Annotated in this window: 14 protein-coding genes; 4 read left to right on the top strand and 10 right to left on the bottom strand. The window is 31.6% G+C overall.

Annotated elements, in window-relative coordinates; all coding sequences use genetic code 11:
* Positions 1 to 89 precede the first annotated feature (89 nt).
* The 4 genes from BLT88_RS04295 to porU all read right to left on the bottom strand — a co-directional run bounded on the left by BLT88_RS04295 (position 90) and on the right by porU (position 5,690).
* The gene (locus BLT88_RS04295; RefSeq protein ID WP_036784987.1) at positions 90 to 476 is read right to left on the bottom strand and encodes a group III truncated hemoglobin; all 387 of its coding nucleotides are present in this window, start codon (positions 474 to 476) and stop codon (positions 90 to 92) included.
* A gap of 59 nt (positions 477 to 535) precedes the next feature.
* Positions 536 to 1,018 carry a cytidine deaminase gene (cdd, locus tag BLT88_RS04290; protein ID WP_036784984.1) on the bottom strand — a complete coding sequence of 161 codons (483 nt, stop codon included), beginning with the start codon at positions 1,016 to 1,018 and terminating at the stop codon, positions 536 to 538.
* 74 nt (positions 1,019 to 1,092) lie between these two features.
* Positions 1,093 to 2,247 carry a type IX secretion system outer membrane channel protein PorV gene (gene porV, locus BLT88_RS04285; protein ID WP_036784981.1) on the bottom strand — a complete coding sequence of 385 codons (1,155 nt, stop codon included), beginning with the start codon at positions 2,245 to 2,247 and terminating at the stop codon, positions 1,093 to 1,095.
* A gap of 47 nt (positions 2,248 to 2,294) precedes the next feature.
* Positions 2,295 to 5,690 carry a type IX secretion system sortase PorU gene (gene porU, locus BLT88_RS04280; RefSeq protein ID WP_091953225.1) on the bottom strand — a complete coding sequence of 1,132 codons (3,396 nt, stop codon included), beginning with the start codon at positions 5,688 to 5,690 and terminating at the stop codon, positions 2,295 to 2,297.
* A gap of 199 nt (positions 5,691 to 5,889) precedes the next feature.
* On the opposite strand from porU, the gene gldJ reads away from it, so the two are divergent.
* Both gldJ and murF read left to right on the top strand, forming a co-directional pair.
* A complete protein-coding gene (gldJ, locus tag BLT88_RS04275) occupies positions 5,890 to 7,572 on the top strand; it encodes a gliding motility lipoprotein GldJ (RefSeq protein ID WP_091953223.1) in 1,683 nt (560 codons plus the stop codon).
* A 65-nt stretch (positions 7,573 to 7,637) separates the two neighbouring features.
* Positions 7,638 to 8,897 (top strand): UDP-N-acetylmuramoyl-tripeptide--D-alanyl-D-alanine ligase, encoded by a 1,260-nt coding sequence (gene murF, locus BLT88_RS04270; protein WP_091953222.1) that lies wholly within the window; start codon positions 7,638 to 7,640, stop codon positions 8,895 to 8,897.
* Positions 8,898 to 9,098: 201 nt separating this feature from the next.
* Here murF and BLT88_RS04265 read toward each other — a convergent pair whose 3' ends face one another.
* On the bottom strand, positions 9,099 to 9,950 hold the full coding sequence (locus tag BLT88_RS04265; protein ID WP_091953220.1) for an N-acetylglucosamine kinase: 852 nt from the start codon (positions 9,948 to 9,950) through the stop codon (positions 9,099 to 9,101).
* 312 nt (positions 9,951 to 10,262) lie between these two features.
* Between BLT88_RS04265 and BLT88_RS04260 the strand changes: the two genes are divergently transcribed.
* On the top strand, positions 10,263 to 11,006 hold the full coding sequence (locus BLT88_RS04260; protein WP_091953218.1) for a tyrosine-protein phosphatase: 744 nt from the start codon (positions 10,263 to 10,265) through the stop codon (positions 11,004 to 11,006).
* On the top strand, positions 11,003 to 12,058 hold the full coding sequence (locus BLT88_RS04255) for a nucleotidyltransferase family protein (RefSeq protein ID WP_091953217.1): 1,056 nt from the start codon (positions 11,003 to 11,005) through the stop codon (positions 12,056 to 12,058). The genes BLT88_RS04260 and BLT88_RS04255 overlap by 4 nt, the downstream gene beginning before the upstream one ends.
* Before the next feature lie 239 nt (positions 12,059 to 12,297).
* Here the strand turns inward: BLT88_RS04255 and BLT88_RS04250 are convergent, their stop codons facing one another.
* The 5 genes from BLT88_RS04250 to BLT88_RS04230 form a co-directional block, all read right to left on the bottom strand.
* Positions 12,298 to 14,685 carry a polysaccharide biosynthesis tyrosine autokinase gene (locus BLT88_RS04250; RefSeq protein WP_091953215.1) on the bottom strand — a complete coding sequence of 796 codons (2,388 nt, stop codon included), beginning with the start codon at positions 14,683 to 14,685 and terminating at the stop codon, positions 12,298 to 12,300.
* A gap of 12 nt (positions 14,686 to 14,697) precedes the next feature.
* Entirely contained in the window at positions 14,698 to 15,471 is a 774-nt protein-coding gene (locus BLT88_RS04245; RefSeq protein WP_091953214.1) for a polysaccharide biosynthesis/export family protein, read from the bottom strand.
* Positions 15,472 to 15,742: 271 nt separating this feature from the next.
* Positions 15,743 to 17,149 carry an undecaprenyl-phosphate glucose phosphotransferase gene (locus BLT88_RS04240; protein ID WP_091953212.1) on the bottom strand — a complete coding sequence of 469 codons (1,407 nt, stop codon included), beginning with the start codon at positions 17,147 to 17,149 and terminating at the stop codon, positions 15,743 to 15,745.
* A 570-nt stretch (positions 17,150 to 17,719) separates the two neighbouring features.
* Complete coding sequence (locus tag BLT88_RS04235) at positions 17,720 to 18,901, bottom strand: glycosyltransferase family 4 protein (RefSeq protein WP_091953211.1); 1,182 nt, start codon at positions 18,899 to 18,901, stop codon at positions 17,720 to 17,722.
* A 17-nt stretch (positions 18,902 to 18,918) separates the two neighbouring features.
* Positions 18,919 to 20,280 (bottom strand): nucleotide sugar dehydrogenase, encoded by a 1,362-nt coding sequence (locus BLT88_RS04230; RefSeq protein ID WP_091953209.1) that lies wholly within the window; start codon positions 20,278 to 20,280, stop codon positions 18,919 to 18,921.
* Positions 20,281 to 20,397 lie beyond the last annotated feature (117 nt).

Genomic DNA, 20,397 nt, shown 5'->3' with positions numbered 1-20,397 from the left:
ATTATCAATTTGTATAAAATTACGCCGTTTAATTATGAAAAGAAGATTACATCCAATGAAAAAACGAAATCTAACCTCAGAAATAACATTTATTTTCCCTCATATAAATGCAATTTTAATTGCATCACTGTCGCGATAGATTGCGCCCTAGACTTCATTCTCTCAGAATTATCACCTAAATAAAAGGTCTCAATTGTTTCAAAAAAATACGATATCCAAATGGTGAAATGTTCTTTTTTAAAATTCACAAAAGCATTTTTATCAAGGTGTTTTTGCATGACATTGTTTTGATATGTATTTGTATCAAAAATAATGTCGTTCCAAAAATCTGTGATACTCTCTAAATGTTGCTCTAAATGCTTTTCAGCAATAATATCTTTAAAAAAAGGGATCATTTTTTCATCAACCAATAAGCAATCATAAAATTTTTTAATAATATGTTGAATGTCTTTTCTTGAAGTGATGTCTGATTTCATATTTTAAAAGAGATTCTTTAGTCAAGGCAACAGTTAACATTTAATTAGAAAATACTCTTTTACAAATAAGAACTATCAAAAGAAAAAGGCAATAATGACAGTAATGATGCTGTTTTTACAATCTCACCTACTTCGCCCATAAACAAAACTTCAAAAGGTTGTTTTTGTTTAATTTCATATTCTGATAAAGATTGTCGGCAAGCACCACAAGGGCCTACAGGCCTCTCAACTTTTGTGATTGACGAACTTGCAGAAATAACTAATTTTAAAATTTTTACACCCGGAAACTCTGAACCTGCTTTCCAAATAGCTACGCGTTCTGCGCACATACCTGATGGATACGCCGCATTTTCTTGGTTATTTCCTAAAACAATTTGGTTATTTTCTAATAGCAATGCTGCACCAACCTTAAATTTAGAATACGGTGCGTAGGCCTTTTTTCGGGCTTCTACAGCTTTGTCCATTAACATTTTATCTTCTGAAGAAAGTTCTGATACATCAGTGTAAACAGTTACTGATGTCGATATTTCAATTTTTCTCATAAATAATAGCGTCAAAAAAAGCAGTCTTTTTTGACTGCTTTGTATCTTGTAAATTTAATAAAAATTTATCACTATTAATAATTATCATAGATTTCTCCTAAATCAAAAGATAAAGAAAAACGTAATGAATTTTCTAATGGATTATTCACATCAGAAGAATTAATTAAATAAGATAAATCTATATTTAGAGCGTTGGTTTTAAATCCGCCTCCTAGCGTAAAATATTGTCTATTTCCTTTGTCCTCACTCTCATGAAAATATCCTGCTCTTAAAGCAAATGCATTGTTGTATAAATACTCTGCTCCTAAAGCATAGGTAAATTCTTTTAACTCTTCACTAAATCCACCTGGTGCGTCACCAAAAGAACTAAACATCCCTTGAATCCATCCTATATCTTCATCCTCTTTTCCGTCAATAACATTCCCATCGCCATCTCTAATTGGTGGCGTAGGTACTAATAATTTTGTAAATTCAACAGTAGTTGAAATGATATTGTAATCGTCCAAGATAAAATCAAAACCACCACCAAACTTTAAATTTGTTGGTATAAAATCTTCCTGACCAGGAACATAAGAAACTTTTGGACCAATATTAGAAATGTTAAACCCTATTCTATAACGTCCGTTAAAATTGCCATAATTTTGCTCAAAAGACTGATAATATCCAGAAACATCTACCGCAAAAGAATTGATCGGCTGCAAGGTATTTCCGGCAGTTCCATTAAATGCTAAATTAGAACGTATATATTTTAAAGAAACTCCCATAGAAAAGGTTTCACTTAATTTTAAAGCATAAGAGCCTGTTGCAACGAGTTCATTCGGATTTATCGTTCCGTTAGGATTTCCTTGATTGTCTGTTAAATCTATTTGACCTAAAGAAAAATATTTAAAATCGGCACCCCAAGCTGAATTTTCACTAAATCGATTAATGTAGGAACCACTTCCTATAAAAATATCATCAGTTAAATTACGTAACCAAGGCGAATAGGTAAGTCCTGTTTTTATTTGTCTATCACTAAAAACTATTTTTGCTGGATTATGAAATAAAGAAAAAGCATCTGCCGTTGTGGCAACTCCCATATCTCCCATTCCACCTGCTCTAGCATCAGGTACAATTAACAAAAACGGAGTTGCAGTTGTAATTCCTCCCGTTTGTTGTGTATCGGTTTGAGCGTTTATTTTTAAACTTACTAAAGCACAAAGTGCCATACAAAATCCTAATTTCCTCATTTTCTGTTTTTCTCGTTAGTTTAGTTAGTTCAGCAAATATCTAATTTTTATTGCAGTATTACTAATTTTTCATACTTCTCTGACACTAGATTGCTGGCTGTTGATTTTACTCTTACTTTATAAACGTATACTCCTTTTCCTATTTTATTACCAAAATCGTCTAAACCATTCCAGGTAATACTTCTTGATAAATTACCTGTAGTTTGAACATTTTGATTGATAGTTTTTACCAATTTACCAGAAACTGTAAAAATCTGAACCTGAACCTCTAAAGGTTCATTTGGCTTGTTATGATTGAACCAAAACTCTGTATAATTTACGAAAGGATTTGGATAATTTAACACATTTTCTAAATTTAAAATGGCGTCACTCACAACCACAAAATTTAACGTGCTTTCTGAGGAGTTATTGTAAGTATCCCATACTTTTAATTTCAATGTGTGCCGGCCCACCTCTAAATCTCTGAGCGTATAGGTAACTTTTCCACTAGAAAAATCGTTTAATTCAGTTTGATAAAAATCATTTAAAATAATTGGATTTGAAGTATCTCCATCTAGAACGCCCACTATATCATGATCTACGGCAGTTATAGAGGTATTAATTCCGCTAGCATCAGACAAAACAGCAATTAAATTCGGAGATGCATTGGTGTTACCTCCATCTATAAACGATTCATCGTTCATAAATAACTGTATTTCAGGTCCAACAGTATCCTCTGGAGCGTTTTCATCTATTCCACCAACAACCACATCAAAATTGTAGCCAGCTTTGTCTATTTCGCCATTTTCTGCATAAAAACTTAATTTTCCTGGTCCATACGCAACTTTAATATCTTTCGGCACAATAAAATCGAAACTAAAAACGCCGTTTTCTACGGTAGACTTCCCTCTAAACAACTTACTATCTTGTGTATCGAAAGGCATTTTAATACCAAAGCCATCATTGTCTAGCGTTGTTTTGTCAATTAACTTATCAAAAACGGTGGTAGAAAGTGTGCCATTAAAATTGGTTAAAACTGCATCTGATTCATCGGTTACCACGCCTTCAAACTTTACTTTAGACAAGGCTTTTATCGTATCTAACGACTGTGTTACGGCTACATCATTCATCTTTGTGATGCGAATATTTGGTTTCGGAATTGCTAATTTCATAGCAGCATCTCCAAAAGAAAAAATAAAGAATTTTTGGTTACTAGAAAACTGGTTTTTAGTCGCCATTAAAGCTTCTGAAATTGTTAAATTCTCATCATTAAAGGCTAGCAACTTTCGAATTAATTGTTCATTGAAACGCTGACCAGTTGAAATATAAACCTCTCTAGTCGTTGTAATCATACTTGCTGCACCACCTGTTGCATTTTTTAAAGTGAGTTCGCCAGCTGTAATTCTATTAGGGTTGTCGAATCTAGAGAAATCGCAGGTAACCGTAATTAAAAGCGGCAATGAATTGGGATTATTAAAACCCTTAACTTGGGGAACGGTTAATATTCTTTCTGCTGCAAAACCATCTTCCCCTCCATGACCAAAGTAATCAAATAATAAAGTTCCTTTTTCAATGGCATTGGTAATTGCTTTGTTAACTTCTGGATATCGTTCTCCACCCGAAGAATTTTCCTGTACAAAAGCATCCAAATAAATTTTATTAACATTAAAAATCTTCTTATTATTTTTTATTTCATCCGCAATAGACTCTACTCCTTGCTCAATAACTTCTTCTCCTGCTTTATCTATATCATCTGCCAATAAGGTTATGGTGTTGCGCCAATCTCCAATGGATTTTTTGTCGTAATACCTTAAAATTTTATCAACTACGAGAGTTGCTTCAGAAACTGTAGAAACCGGTATTCGACTGGAGGCAACATCAATTGTATGGGCGGTGGACATGGACCCTTCATTGTCTTCTAGCATTACAAAAAAGTCATCCGTTACCCATGATGATGCTAAGTTGAAACTACTGGTGGATAGTTTTACTGGAACAATATTATTATTTCCTTGAATTCTGTCTTTATAATCATAAGACGCATCCCCAAAAAAGCAGACATATTTTAGTTTTGTTTCTTCTGATGAATTTCTAGTATATACTTTTTTTAGAAAATCTCGAATTCCTGTAATATCTTTTGAACCCGAAGAAAATTCATTATAAATTTCATCAATCAAAACTACTTTAGTGGTAATATTCGAATTCACCTGATGATAATCTGCCAACCTTTGTGCTTGCGCAGAAAGTTCCGAATTTGTTATTAGAATATAATTAATGTCCTTTAAAGCATGTAAATTCTGATTTTTAACTTTAGCATTTTCTATGATTTCTGGTTTGTAAAAATCAGAATCATCTAAAACTATATATTCTTTTAGAACACCTGCATTGTCTTTAAAGGTAAAATTGTTTGCCGCACTCTGATTGGTAATGATTTGCGGAGCAATAGGGTTCGTAACATCCCAAACCTGAAAAGCAGCGCTCCCATTACTTATTTGATACTCTACTGTTCCTGTTGCAGTTGCTTGTGCAAAACTTCTAAATGAAAACTGAAAATCACTAAACGTCAATTGTTTTTTCCCAACAATTTCTATGTAATCTAAAAATGCACTTGCGGATGGATTTCCATTATTATTAAAAGTAATCTCAATCTCTATATTTTCAGCACTATTTGAAATATTAGCGTTTCTTTCTACTGCATATGCTTTTGTTAAAGAGCTTAAATTTATTCCTGCATAATCAAGGGTTAGCAAATCTTGTCCGTTCACTTTCACTACCATCGAAGATGAAACGACGGAATTAGACACCCCTCTAACTCTTACATTTAAGTTCTCATTTGCCACTGCATTCGGAAAAGGAATTTTAAAACTTTGTGTATTTTGTATATTAAAATCTTCTTCAAAAAACCATTGTGTGCCCACGGCTATAATATTTTTCTCCTCTTTTTCATGAAAAATATAATCATCAAAAATTGTTATTGGGGCAGCTGGGGTATTTGTATTTGGATTTTTTTGAGTAATTCTTTTTCCATCCGTATTATTTACTGTTATAAAATAATATCCCTTGTCCGTATAAATATTCTGCCTGTGTTTTATGGAATTACTCGTTGTATTTACCTCCCAGTCATGCGGACCTGTTGCATAAAAAAGAATGTAATCCTTGTTATCAAAAGTACCATCCTCTTCTCCTGCTACATAAATGGCATTTTCTTGTAAATCATCAAATCTAAAATCGCTATTTGCCTCCGGTAAAAGTTGGCCACCATTTCCGTAAATATGTAGTTTCTTCGGATTTAAGCCATTGGTAGAAACCCCAATTTGCTGCAATAAATTTTTATCAATTTTAAAAACACCAGTCGTGTCTATGGAAAATTTAAACCAATCACCTGAAGATAGCACAGAATTGTTGACCTGAGCAAGGTTAACTTGTATTAAAAATCCGCAAAAAAGAAGTACTAACTGTTTTTTCATATAAGTATTCAAATAACGCAAATAATTATTAGATATTTTACTGTAAAGAAAGATAAATTATACTAAAGTATAAAAGCATCCGTTAATAAGAATGAGTGTAAAAAAGGATGCGTTAATTTTTATAATTTCCTTGTAAGAAATTATAATTATTGTAAATTGCATCACTATAATAAAACCCTATCAATTTTTAAATTAGGAAATGAAAAACATATTTAAAATAACATTCGCTGTTTTAACAACACTATTCTTCTTTAATTGTAAAAGTTCTGATAATACCAAATCGAGACTTACAGGTTTGCCATTTAACGATGCGAGATATGGTAACTTTATCAAAGGAAAATCGGATGCTGGTCAAAAACCACCGCTAGGTATGGTTGCTGTAGAAGGAGGTTCTTTTACCATGGGGCAAGTACAAGATGACGTTATGTTTGATTGGAACACCACCCCTAAAAAACTGCATGTTCGTTCCTTTTTTATGGATGAAGCAGAGGTTACAAATTCAGAATATTTTTTATATGTACAATATATGAAGAATGTTTTTCCACCTTCAGAAGAAAATTACAAGCATATATACAGTGCTATTTTACCAGACACTTTGGCGTGGCGAAAAAGTTTAGGAAATACTGATATTTTATCAGAAAACTATTTCCGTAATCCAGCGTATTCAGATTACCCTGTGGTGGGTATTAGTTGGTTGCAAGCAAATGAATATTGCAAGTGGCGCACCAATGCCGTCAACCTAAAAACATTAATTGATAAAGGTCATATCAAAAATATTTTTGAAACAGACACGATCAACAACTTTTTTGATACAGATGTTTTTTTAACCGATGATTCTCAATTATTTGACGGAGACACCACCGTTTATAAAAGAGGGGTAGGAAGAACTGTGCGAAAAAGAGGAGATCCAAAATTAAGTAGAGATGCTTTTCAAGGAAGAAAAATTACGCAAGCTGATGGTATTTTAGCGCAGCGTTTTAGATTACCTACAGAGGCTGAATGGGAATTTGCAGCAAAAGCGAACATAGAAAACAGAGAATACAACAATATTAGAGGACGAAAAAAATATGCTTGGAATGAGAAATATTCTCGATCTAAAAACAAAAGAACTAAAGGAGATCAATTAGGAAACTTTAAACAAGGTGAAGGGCAATATAGCGGTTTATCCGGTTGGAGTTCTGATGGTGCCGATATCCCTAATAAAATAAAATCGTATCCGCCAAATGGTTTTGGGTTGTATGATATGTCCGGGAATGTAGCAGAATGGGTATCAGATGTGTACAGACCTTTGATTGATAATGAAGCGAATGACTTTAATTATTACAGAGGGAATTTATTTACTAAAAAAATGATTGACGCCGATGGTAATATCGTCATTGCTGCAAATGATGCAGGCGCCATCGTAGAATATGATACGTTACCGAATGGACAAATTATTCCTAGACAATTACCAGGAACCATTAAATACATTCCGATTACAAAAAAGGATGCTTCTTTAAGACGAAACTTTAAAGTAGCGAACAATGCTGATCTTGGCGATGGAGATTTAAACTCTTCTCGTTTTTACGAGGATGATGAAGACCAATTTATGTCAAGACCAAGTATGTACAACTCGCCTAAAAGTCCCCAAAGAATAAGAAATTCTGTTACCGGGGAAGAAGTTTTAACAACCGATGCAAAAAAACGTTCTACTTTAATTAGCAATAATACGAGAGTTTATAAAGGTGGCTCTTGGTCTGATAGAGAATATTGGTTAGACCCAGCGCAAAGAAGATATTTACCAGAATACATGGCCACAAATTATATTGGTTTTAGATGTGTATCTGACAAGGTAGGTCCGATGACCTCTGGCAAAAGAAAAGCCAGGAACCCTAGTAGATAAAATATATTTGTTACAATTGAAGCCTCATTATTGTCAGATATAATGAGGCTTTTTATATTTAAAAAATGAAAATAGCCAATCTTTATCAATTGTATCGTCAACATTTTCTTGTAGATACAGACACCAGAAACATTCGAAAAAACACCCTTTTTTTCGCTTTAAAAGGTGAAAATTTTAATGGAAATAGTTTCGCGGAACAAGCACTAGAACTAGGTGCAGCTTTTGCTATTGTTGATGAAGAAGCATACCAAACAAAAGAGGCTATTATTTTAGTTGACAATGTTTTAAAGACCTTACAAGCGCTCGCAAATTATCATCGGAGACAATTAAATATCCCTATCATTGGTTTAACTGGTAGCAATGGCAAAACTACCACGAAAGAATTACTTTATGTGGTTCTGAGTAAAAAACACAATACACAAGCTACAAAAGGGAATTTAAACAACCATATTGGAGTGCCATTAACCCTACTTTCTATGACCGATAAAACTGAATTGGGCATTGTAGAAATGGGTGCGAATCATCAAAAAGAAATAGCATTTCTATGCACTATTTGTGAACCTGATTTTGGTTACATCACCAATTTCGGAAAAGCACATTTAGAAGGTTTTGGAGGATTCACAGGTGTGATTAAAGGAAAGTGCGAACTGTATACTTACTTAAAAGAACACCACAAAATTGCTTTTGTAAATCCTGATGATGCGCTTCAGCTAGAAAAAACCAAAGGATTGCAAACCATCCATTTTAAAACTGCTGACCTACAATTCTTATCCTTAAATCCATATGTAAAACTTTCTTACAAAGGTCAAAGCATACAAAGTAATTTAATTGGCAACTATAATTATGCAAACCTTGCTGCTGCCATTACCATTGGCGCCTATTTTAACGTTTCTGAAGCAGCGATGAAAGAAGCTATAGAAAGTTATGTTCCTAAAAATAACCGTTCCCAAATCATAACCACAAAGAAGAATGAAATTATTTTAGATGCCTATAATGCCAACCCCTCTAGCATGCAGGTGGCTTTAGAAAATTTTGCTGCAATACAGTCAGCGGATAGCGTTGTTATTTTGGGAGATATGTTTGAGCTGGGTGCTGAAAGTTTACTTGAACATCAAGCGATTGTTGATTTAGCTACTTCTTTTAAATTTGATCACACTTTTTTTGTAGGTGAATATTTTTATCAAACTACAACTGAAAAGCATCAATTTAGAACCTATGAACAACTGGAAGCGTATCTCAAAAAAAATAGACTCACACAGCAATCCATTTTAATTAAAGGCTCTCGAGGAATGCGTTTAGAAAGAATTTTGGATTTTATTGATTGATATCCACAGCATTAATATTGCATTAGATTGGCATTATATTGACGGTTTGACGGCAACGAAGCCTTCTTAGACAATATCTAATTTTACCGCTCGTTACAACTTATTTGCTATTTTATATCCAAATTAATTTTAGGTCTAGCGCCTGCATATGATGATCTAACAGAAACGGTTCTTCGGTACTTAAAACAACACTAAAATACCTTAATGAATGTTATTTTTATGATATTCTAACAATTTATCAATGGGTCTTTGCACCACATCGGTCACTTTTAGATTGTTATTTTCTGCAATTTCTTCAAGAATATCTCTAAAATAATGCGCTATCGACCCTATAAAATAGATTGGTGTATCGGCTGTTTTATTGAAAGGTAACACTCTATATTTAAAAAACTCTTGAAATCCGTGAGTAATAATTCCTTTAATGTAGGCATTGTCTTTAAAATCAAACATAAATTTTGCAAAAGACGCTAAATACATATTCGGGTTTGGAACTCTATACAAGTTTTTCTTAATGTAATCTGGATCTAAATTAAACTCCTTTTTAAATTTTTGTGCAATCTCTAAAGGCATTTGGTTGTAAAAATAATCGATGAGCAACCTTTTTCCAAAGTAATTACCACTCGCTTCATCCATTAAAATATAGCCTAAAGAAGGCACTAACATCTTTATGTGTTTCCCATCAAAATAACAACTATTAGAACCTGTTCCTAAAATACATACAATGGCTGGCTTTTTACCAGCTGTGGCATACACAGCAGCTAACATGTCTTCAGAAATCAATATTTTTGCATTAACAAAAATAGAAGCCAAGATCTTTTTTAAAATTTCAATTGGTTTTGGCGTTCCACAACCTGCGCCATAAAAATGAATTTCTTCCACATCATCTTTCACCTTTATCAACTGAAACATGTTGATAATTCTATTGTGCAATTCTTCTTCCGGAACAATGGCAGGATTTAACCCCAAGGTTCTTACTCTAAATTCTTCCTGCTTATCGTCATTTATAGCAATCCAATCCGCTTTTGTTGATCCCCCGTCTGCAATTAAAATCATAATATCAATTTTAATCAAATATATTACAACTAAAATTAGTATACAATAGCTATCAAAACTTCAATCGTTTTCGCTTCAACTATTTAAGCCTCTTTTGAAGAATTTTGATTCAATTCTTTCAATTCAAAGGCAATTTTAGATTAAAATGTATGCATTTTGTTTCAATAAAACATTCTCACGCATGCGATCCCAGCACGAGTTGAATAAAAAACCGGAAGTTGTCTAATTACCCATTAAAAACATTTTAAAACAAGCTGAACAAGATATACAAGTTAGTAATGAAAATTGTAAATTTGTTGTAAATCTAATAACATGTTTTTTTTCAAGAAAAAGGAAATTCCTTTACATGAATTTTTTCCAAAAGGATTTGTAGATATGCACTCGCATCTACTCCCCGGAATTGACGATGGTGCCAAAGATTTGGAAACTTCCATTGCATTGATTCAGAAAATGGCTTCGTATGGAATTAAAAATATCATAACCACCCCGCATGTTTTAGGCGATGTATACCCTAATACCCCAGAAATAATTGAACGTGCCTTAAAAGAAGTTAGAGCGGCATTGCAAGAAAGAAACATGACGGATATTACGATTGATGCCGCTGCTGAATACATGCTGGATGAGCAATTTTCTGCAATTTTAGAAAAGGATAAACTGCTCACTTTAAAAGACAACTATGTTCTTGTAGAAATGTCTTATTTTAATGCTCCTATCAATCTCTATGAACTATTATTTGAAATTCAATTAAAAGGGAACAGACCTGTCTTAGCACATCCTGAGCGTTACAATTTTTACCACCATAATTTTAAAGAGTATTATAAATTAAAAACAGCAGGTTGCTTGTTTCAATTAAATTTATTGTCTTTAACCGAACACTATGGAAAACATGTGCAAAAAACTGCCGACAAACTTTTAAAAGAACATATGTACGATTTTGTAGGCACTGATGCACATCATCAAAATCATTTGCATTTACTGCAAAAAATTGGGACTACCAAGAATTTAAAAAATTTAGAATCCCTGCTCTTGAATAATACCAAATTTTTGAAATCATGAATTATTTAGAAACCCTCTGTTTTATTGGAAAATGCCTTACGCTTTCTCATGAAGAAAAAAATAGAAGCAAGGTTTTAACGATTTTGAAAAATGAAGATGTCGATTGGGAATCCGTTGTAAAGGTTTCAACTGCACATCTTGTATTTCCTGCTTTATATTGTAATCTTAAAGAGGTAGCATTTCTTCATCTACTTCCTAAAGATTTAGTGCAACATATGGAATCTATTTATCATCTAAATCATGACAGGAATTTAGAAATCATAGTACAAGCCAAAGAAATTAATATTCTTTTGTTGGAAAATAATATTATCCCAATTTTCCTCAAAGGAACTAGTTTCTTAATAGAAAATCTGTATGGAAATATTGGTGAAAGGATGATTGGTGATATTGACTTCTTGGTAGACGACAAACATCTTGTAAAAACAGTGAAGCTACTAAGAGAGTACGGTTATAATACAGCTATGAAAGAAAAGCATATTATTTTTGAATCAAGACATTATCCAAAAATGGTAAAAAAAGGCAGTATTGCTGCTATAGAAATTCATGATAAAGTTATTTTAAATAAATACTCTAAAACTTATAATTATAAACTTTTTTCAGATGGATCAAGAAAATTTGACAACTTTAGCATTCCTTCCATAAAAAACCAAATCGTACATAATTGTATAAACAAACAATTTAGTGATCAAGGAAGTTGTTATAAATCTTTAACGCTCAGAAATAGTTATGATTTATTAAAACTATCACTGAAAGAAAACACTTTAAATGCAATAAAATCACACAAATATCATTTTGACCTATTTAGCACATATATAGGTTCCTCAAAAATACTTTTTGATGCTGATAGTTTGGTTTATGAAAAAAACCTTATCGTTAGTTATCAGATAACGTTAATCTTTCTTTTTACTAAAAACCCAATTTTATTTAAATTAAATAAAATGTATTGTGATTTCATCACTGATTTTAAAAAGAAAGCTAAGAAGTTGGTAAAACTACTATACAAAAAAGAGTTTAGGTCTTATTATTTTGACAAAATTAATAAGAGAGTTTAAATTAAAATTTTATTGAATTACATAATAATAAAAAATGAACTAGCGTAAACGAACCTGAAAAGAAGTTATCCTAATAATAGTGCTCTTAGAAATGCCATCTATCCTAATGTAGTGATCATTATCCTATAAACTGCAACCAACTTTGTTTACCTAAAGAGTTCTTATTTTCAAAGATTTTATGACTGGTTTTACAAAAAAAAGGAAGCAAATTGCTTCCTTTTCTTTATTTTCCTATACTCCTAGAGAATTCGTTTGTACCATGGTTTTTTAACCTCATCTAAATATCCATTTCCGTAGCCATAGCCATAGCCATAGCCATAGCCATAGCCATAGCCATAGCCTTTCGTAGTACCTGTATCGTTTAAAACAATCGCCATATTTGCTAGTTTTTTCTCTGTATATAAAGTCTGTGCAACATTTAACATCCTTTTGTCTAAATAATTAGCTCTTGAAACATATAAGGTCATATCTGCATATTTAGACACTAATAAAGTATCTGTTACCAAATTCACCGGAGCCGTATCTACGATGATGTAATCATAGTCCTTTTTAACTTCGTTAAATAATGCCGCAATCTTTGGGTTTAAGAGTAATTCAGCAGGATTTGGAGGTATTACACCCGAGGAAATAATATCTAAGCCTGGAATTTCTGGAATTGAAAATTTAAGATCGTTTAAATTCAGTGCACTATTTGTAATATAGTTTGTAACCCCTTTTCTTTCTGCTAGTCCCAAATATTTTGTAACTTTTGGTGCTCTTAAATCCATCCCTAATAATAGTACTTTTTTATTTGATAAAGAAAGCGCAGCCGCTAAATTAATAGAAACAAAAGATTTTCCTTCTCCACTGGTTGTAGAGGTAACAAAAATCGCTTTACCCGCAGTATCAACTTTATTTGGTAACATAAAGTTTAAATTGGTGCGAATTAATCTAAATGCCTCTGCGATTCCCGTTCTTGAGTCATTATTAATTACCACCTTACTATCCGAATCAGAATGAGGGACATCTCCTAAGAAAGGGATAGTCGTTAACTCCTCAATGTCTTTTCTTGAATGAATTTTTGTATCTAACAAATTTCTTATATAAATAAATCCAAAAGGAACTAGCAGTCCTACAATGAAAAAACCAACCAAAATCAATTTCTTATTTGGTGCAACAGGAATTAAAGAGCCGTAAGCTTCATCAATTATTTTTGCATTTGGAACTGTTACTGCCAAAGAAATTGAAGTTTCCTCTCTTTTTTTCAACAAATATGAATACAAACCAGAAATAATTTCTTGTTCTCTGGCGATATCAATAAACTCTCTTTCTAAATATGGTATCGCCTCTATTTTAGTATTTATTTTTGAAGCCTCATTTTTTACTCGATTTAATTTCATTTCTAAAGAAACAATAAGGTTCGATATACTTTGTATTAAATTTAACTTTAGAGCTTTAATCTGAAGACTATACTGAACTATCAGCGGATTCATTACCCCAGCATCTTCAGCTAAACTGTTTTTTTGCAGTACAAGTTCATTAAAGTTTAGTATTGAATTTGATATCCCAATATCTGAAAAACCCAAATTTTGTGGCAATATCTCCTCTTTACCTGAAAAACTCTTTAAAGATTCTTTCACCCATTTGGCCACCTCCAATTCAGTTCGTATTTTAATCAACTCCTGATTAGTTTCAGAGAGCCCTTCTAAAGTTAATTCAGCCTCTCGCGATAGACCAGATATACTGTTTTCTACCTTATAATTTTTAACGTCATCTTGAACCAATTTCAAATTTTCACCAATGGATACTAATCGCTGATCAATAAAACTCAAAGTCTTTTGCGAGACTAAGCCTTCATCCTTAATACCATCTATATTATATTGTTTAATCAATTCATTGATTAAATCTTGGCCCTTCTCTCTAACATTAGTTTTTAGACTTAATTTAAGCACAGGTGACATATCATCAATTGCAGTAATATTTAGAACCTTCAAATAATAATCAATCAATCTATTTCTTGGGATTAGACTAGTAAGAATTTCGATTTGAGTTTTATTATCTAATCCAATTTCAAAATTTGGATTTATACGTATTCTAAACGCACCTAGCTTTGTTTGAACCTCCTCCCCAAAGCTATGTTCCGTTTTAAACTCACCTTTTATATCTTGAAGGCTAAATTTATTATTTTCTGATATCGAAACCACAACTGAGGTGTCCCTATTTATTAGCAAAGTATTTTTATAAATCCAATCAAAAATAATAGGAGTGGTTTTATCATATAATTCAACATTTCGAATCCTTCCGTCTCTGAAATAGGAAACATCCAAATTTAAAGAATCTATAGCTCTACCTAAAATCTTTCTTGACTTGATAATTTCAATTTCATTTTCTGGATTGTTTGATGAACCTCCACCAATGATTCCCAGATCTTCAAATGCAGCCAATTCTGTAGAAATACCAGCTTGCTTGTTATCCTCTATCATAATTGTAGCATCAACTTTATAAGTAGGTGTAGTATATCTTATAAAGATAAAAGCCCCTGTAATAGAAATTAAACCGCCAACGACAAATAAACGCCAATGAGAAACATATTTTTGTATCTCGTATTTAATATCGATCTGATCGTTTTCTTCAATATAATTATTCATATTACAACTTTATTATCTCGTTATTATAGTAATTAGGGAAATTAATACCGATGCCAGAGAAATAAATAAACCGGTATTTCTTGTATATGCAGCATCTTGAATTTTTGCATTATTCTGTTGTATATAAATCACATCATTTTGTTGCAAATAATAGACTGGTGATGTCATTATCTTATTTGATCTTAAATCAAAACTATATTTAGTTTTTTTTCCCAACTCCTCTCGCACAAGGGTAACATTCTCTCTTAATCCAGAAATATTTAGATCTCCTGCCATTCCTATGGCATCAAAAATTGTTACTCTTTCATTATCGATTTGAAATACTTTTGGTTGTTTAACATCCCCAATAACTGTTACTTTAAAGTTTGTTATTAGTATATTGACAATCGGATCTTTCAAGTACTTAGGATACAATTTATATTTAATTAACTCAATAGCTTCAATTCTCGTAAGTCCTCCTAGTTTTAGTCTCCCTAAAACCGGAAATTCAACCATGCCATTGCCATCAATCAAATACGATTGTAACTTCGGCACTCCTTGAGCACTCCCTGAGCTTGCTGAACTTGCAAATACAGGCAAGTTGAAAGGAATAGAGGCCTTCAAATCTTTTGATGAGATTATAATTTGCAATAGATCATCTGGTTTAAATGTTAACTGGTAATCATTATTTACCTTTGATTGATCAATTTCATCAAATTGGAGATATATTAAGTCTTTGTTAGAAACACATGAACTAAGAAAAAATAACAACGTAAAAGGAAGGAATATAAGTTTGAATTTGGACATGGATTTAATTTATGCGAAATTAATTAAAAAAATAAAGGTTACCTAGCAAAAATGGAGGATTTTAAACTAGAAATGTAACCCATATATTAAAGATTGTGTTTTTTTTATGTTACCCCAGTTTTCAATATTTTTAAACTCTTTATGTTTCATGTTTGGAAAGAAATTTAATAATGTAAAGAATTATTTTGCAATGAATTTTTTTATTTGTATTATCTATTTTACCTAATTTATTTCTAAATACCTTTTAAAACAATATAACATAAATACAATTCTAGAACGCATTTTCATCTTTCTTAAAAAACATAGACCAAGCGGTCGATAGTACGATTTTAATATCCAAAAAGAAACTCCAATTTTCAATATACCAGATATCCGCAGCCGCCCTGTTCTCCATATCTTTTAACAATTTGGTTTCTCCTCTAAACCCATTGATTTGCGCCCAACCGGTAACACCCGGTTTTGCGAAATGTCGTACCATAAATTTATCTACCAATACTCGATATTCATCCGTATGCTTTAACATATGTGGTCTGGGCCCTACTAATGACATTTGATTTAATAGTACATTTATAATCTGTGGAAGTTCATCAATACTTGTTTTTCTCATAAAGGCACCGAAATCCGTAACTCTGGCATCATTCTTTGTTGCCTGGAGATTGTCTGAATTACTATTCACAGACATACTTCTAAATTTAAAACAATTAAAAGCGATACCATCCTTACCGGTTCTTTTTTGCACAAAAAAGACAGGTCCATTGCTTGTTAGTTTAATAATTATTGCGATGATTGGAAATAACCAAGTAAATATAAATAATGTTGTTATGAGTGAGAAAAGGATGTCAAAACATCTTTTCAAAGTCCGATTCGTAATACTATTTAAAGGCTCACTTCTTAATTTTAGGATCGGAATGTTCTGCACATAGTCAATAGAAAATGTTTGTGATAAATACTCTGAAAACTCAGGAATCACACGCACTCTAATCATGTTATTATCTGCATATCGAAATAAATCATTGATTAATTTACCGGCATGATGTGGAAGTGATATGATGATTTCATCCACATAATTATTTTCCAAAAAAGCTGTAATTTCAGATAGCCCACCTTTATAAATCTCCTTAAGGTTATTTTTAACATTAGCATCTGTAAATAATCCTGCAATTTTATAACCATATTTAGGTTTTAAATAAATTTCATCAATAAGCGTTGCTATATTTTTATTTAGCCCTACCAATAATATACTCCTGTAATTATTCCCTTGTTTTCTATATGTTTTTATGATGTACATAGCAAGAAATCGCCAAAATAATAGCCCTAATAAAAAAAACAACAGCACATAGGCCATAAATAACGGTGAAAGCATCGTGCTGGCGCTAAAAAAGAGGATCCCTCCAATTAGTAAACTGAAGTTAAAAAGTGCATATATGTTTTCGGATAGCACCTTGTATGTATATATAATTCTTGGTATCTCATATAAATTAAATTTCAAACTCATGATTATCCAAATAACACTAAATACTAACGCACTGCTGCTATAAAAAATAATATTTGGAGAAATGCCATCAAAAACTAATTGATTTGCTAAGAAAAAAGAAGTAATTAAAAGAAATACATCTATTGCAGAGAATAGAAACGGCGTAAATTTAGATTTTCCTTTTCGTGATTTATTTTTTGACATATTAAAATAGCTCGCTTATGAATTATAATAAAATTTATTACTTCTTATAAAAAATAATTTATTTTCATCTTTGAATTTAATATAAATTTTTTCAAATCTATTCATTTTTTCTTATTAACTCGACACAAACTTAACAAAAAGTATTTATTTTTTAAATTGATTCCAAACAAATAGAATACTTAAATAAAAAATAACCAGAATTCAATTAGACTTAATTTCACAAAATAAATATTTTGATGTAATAATTACCTGTGTACTTTTTCTTAATAAACAGTTAATCTTGAATTCATTTGGAAATTTTGAATTAGAAATATTTTTTTTAGCCCCTCTAAAATTGTGTAAAAGAAATATAGTTGGAATAATTATTACGGTTTGATTCGTTAAATATAACTTATGATTAGAATATCACCATTAAAAAAAATCTTTTTTATTTGCTGACTTATATACTTCAATGGTCTTAGATGCTATTATTCCCCCATTATATTTACCCTAATAATTGATAAAAAATCTCTTACTTTTGAAATAGCCAATTTTCCATCTAATTTAAATACTGTCTTATTGAAGAGAACTTTATTTTAATAAATTATCATAAAAGGAAATCAATTTCTCGGATTCAAACTCCCAGGAAAGCTCATTTAATACTCGATTATAGCCAAATGTTCCCATTTCAGTTCTTTTTTCAGCATCATTCAAAAGTTGCATGATTTTATTCGCAAAATCTGTTGTATCTTTTGCATATAGAGATGCCTCATTAGCAGAAAATCTACCTTCTTTTAAATCATACTGTACTATGGGTTTTTTTAATGCCATATACTCCATAATTTTATTCATTGTACTTAAATTGTTCATTTCTGTAGGTTTGTCTGGATTCACACAAACATCCGCTGTATTTAAAACATCTAAAAGCATTTGATCAGACACTCTGCCATAAAAATCTACATACGTTTCTAAACCTTTTTCTTTAGAAAGTTTTTTTAATAATTCTAAATCTGAACCACCTCCTACAATAGCCAATTGCACATCTTGTCTTATTTTAACAATTTGCAACATACTTTCCAATAATAAATCAATTCCCTCTTGCTCACCGATAACACCCAAATACCCTAATAAATACTTCTTTCCTTTTTTATATTTTAAAATAGGTTCCTGGAGCTGTAATCTATCTAATTTTGGACCACTGCGAACAACCTGAACCAAATTAGGATTCATGCCTCCTCTAGTAATGGCTATATTTTTATACGATTCGTTTGTTGCTATACTTGCATCTGCATTCTGAAAAGTTCTTTTCTCAAAAAAGCACATTAACTTATAAAAAAAATCTTTTTTGTCATATTTTGCGATATACAATTCAGGATTAATATCGTGATGATCAAAGACATATTTAACCCCTTTTCGTTTATACTTCTTTGCTGTAAGATATATTAAATCAGGTGGGTTACAACCGTGTATCACATGAAAGGGTTTCTTTATGAATATTTTTCTGGCCAGTTTTTTTTCCCAATAGATAGCAACTCCATATTCTACTAAGTAACCTAGCGCGCCTCTTGCCTCAAAAGGCAGCGGATGTCTATAAATTTCAATACCTTCTAGTACTTGGTAAGGCTCTGTATATCCTTTCATTTGAGGGCAAATAATCGAAACTTCCATCCCATTCTCCTTCAATGTTGTAGCTTCTTGCCACACTCTTCTATCAAAAGGAACGGGTAAATTCTCTACGATAAAAAGCACATGTTTTCCTTTAATCTTTGTCATAAGTAAATTTTTAGTTTTTACAATACCGTATCTTCACTCGAAAAATAGGTGTCATTATTATTCTTTTTAGTTGACCAATTAATCCCCACATAGTTTTCATAATCTAATAACCTATCATCCAACCTCACAAAATCAATGATTATTTTATCTTCAATTAAAACTAATTTAGACTTAAATTCATCTTCATTCGTATTTACAATTAACACATCACAAGTTTCGATTAAATGGTCTACATCTTTCACTAAAAGGTTTGATAAATGAGGAATTCTTGCATCAATATAATCTTTATTGGTTCCTGTTAACATAGTGGTATTAATGTTTTTATCATAAATCTTAATATCGGCACCTTTACCAAGTAACAATTCAATAACACGAACAGCTGGGCTATTACGTAAATCATCGGTTCCTGCCTTAAAACTTAAACCTAAAAAACCTAGTTTTTTATTAGGGTATTTTAAAATTAAATCTGTTGCACGCTCTATTTGATTTTCATTTGTAATGCCAATCCCATCAATTACGGGTGTTTTCACATACAAATCATGAGCCAATGTTTTAAAACCACCTAAATCTTTTGGTAAACATGAACCTCCATAGGCAAAACCTGGTTTAAAATAATAATTTGAGATATTTAATTGTTTGTCTTTACAAAATATTTCCATCACTTTGTGAGAATCTATTCCCAACTCTGAGCATACATTTCCAACTTCATTTGCAAATGAAATTTTTAAGGCATGATAAGTATTATTTACATATTTCATTATTTCAGCAACCCTTAGATCTGTTATAACAATTTCACCAGGTAGTTTTCGATACAAGTCAGCTACTTTGTTAGCTGCATCTATATTATCTGAACCAATTAACGTTAAAGGAGGATTGTAATAATCTTGAACAGCGCTACCTTCTCTTAAAAACTCTGGATTATCAACGATGGCAAAACCTACATTTCTCTTTTTTCCTGATGCTTTTTCAATAATCTCAGCTACTTTATCACAAGTTCCTGGCAAAACAGTAGACCTAATTGCAGCGATATGAAACTCATCTTTGTTTTGTATTGCTTTCCCTATATTTTCGGCAACTTTAAAAATATATTTTAAATTTAAATGACCTTGTGGTGAAGACGGTGTTCCTACAGCTATTATACTAATTTCTGTTTTAATGACGGCGTCCATTGCATCTGTTGTTGCAGAAATACTTCCTAGCTTATGCTGTTCTGCAATAATTGTATCAATATCTTTCTCAATAATTGTAGGTTTACCCTTGTTAATTAAATCTACTTTATTTTGACTAACATCAACTCCTATAACATGATGACCATTATTTGCTAAACAGCCCAAACTTACACAGCCTACATAACCGAGACCAAAAATACTTATATTCATAATTTTTTTTTAATATTTTAATTCATTGCTAAAAACGACTTGACTAAATATATTTTCAAAAGTATCACATTGTATTAAGAATAACATAATAACTCCCACAAATAACACAAACCTTTC

Source organism: Polaribacter sp. Hel1_33_78, from assembly GCF_900106075.1.
Classification (GTDB): Bacteria; Bacteroidota; Bacteroidia; order Flavobacteriales; family Flavobacteriaceae; genus Polaribacter.
Note: the sequence above shows the minus strand (reverse complement) of the source record. Positions and strands in the feature narration are given on the sequence as shown.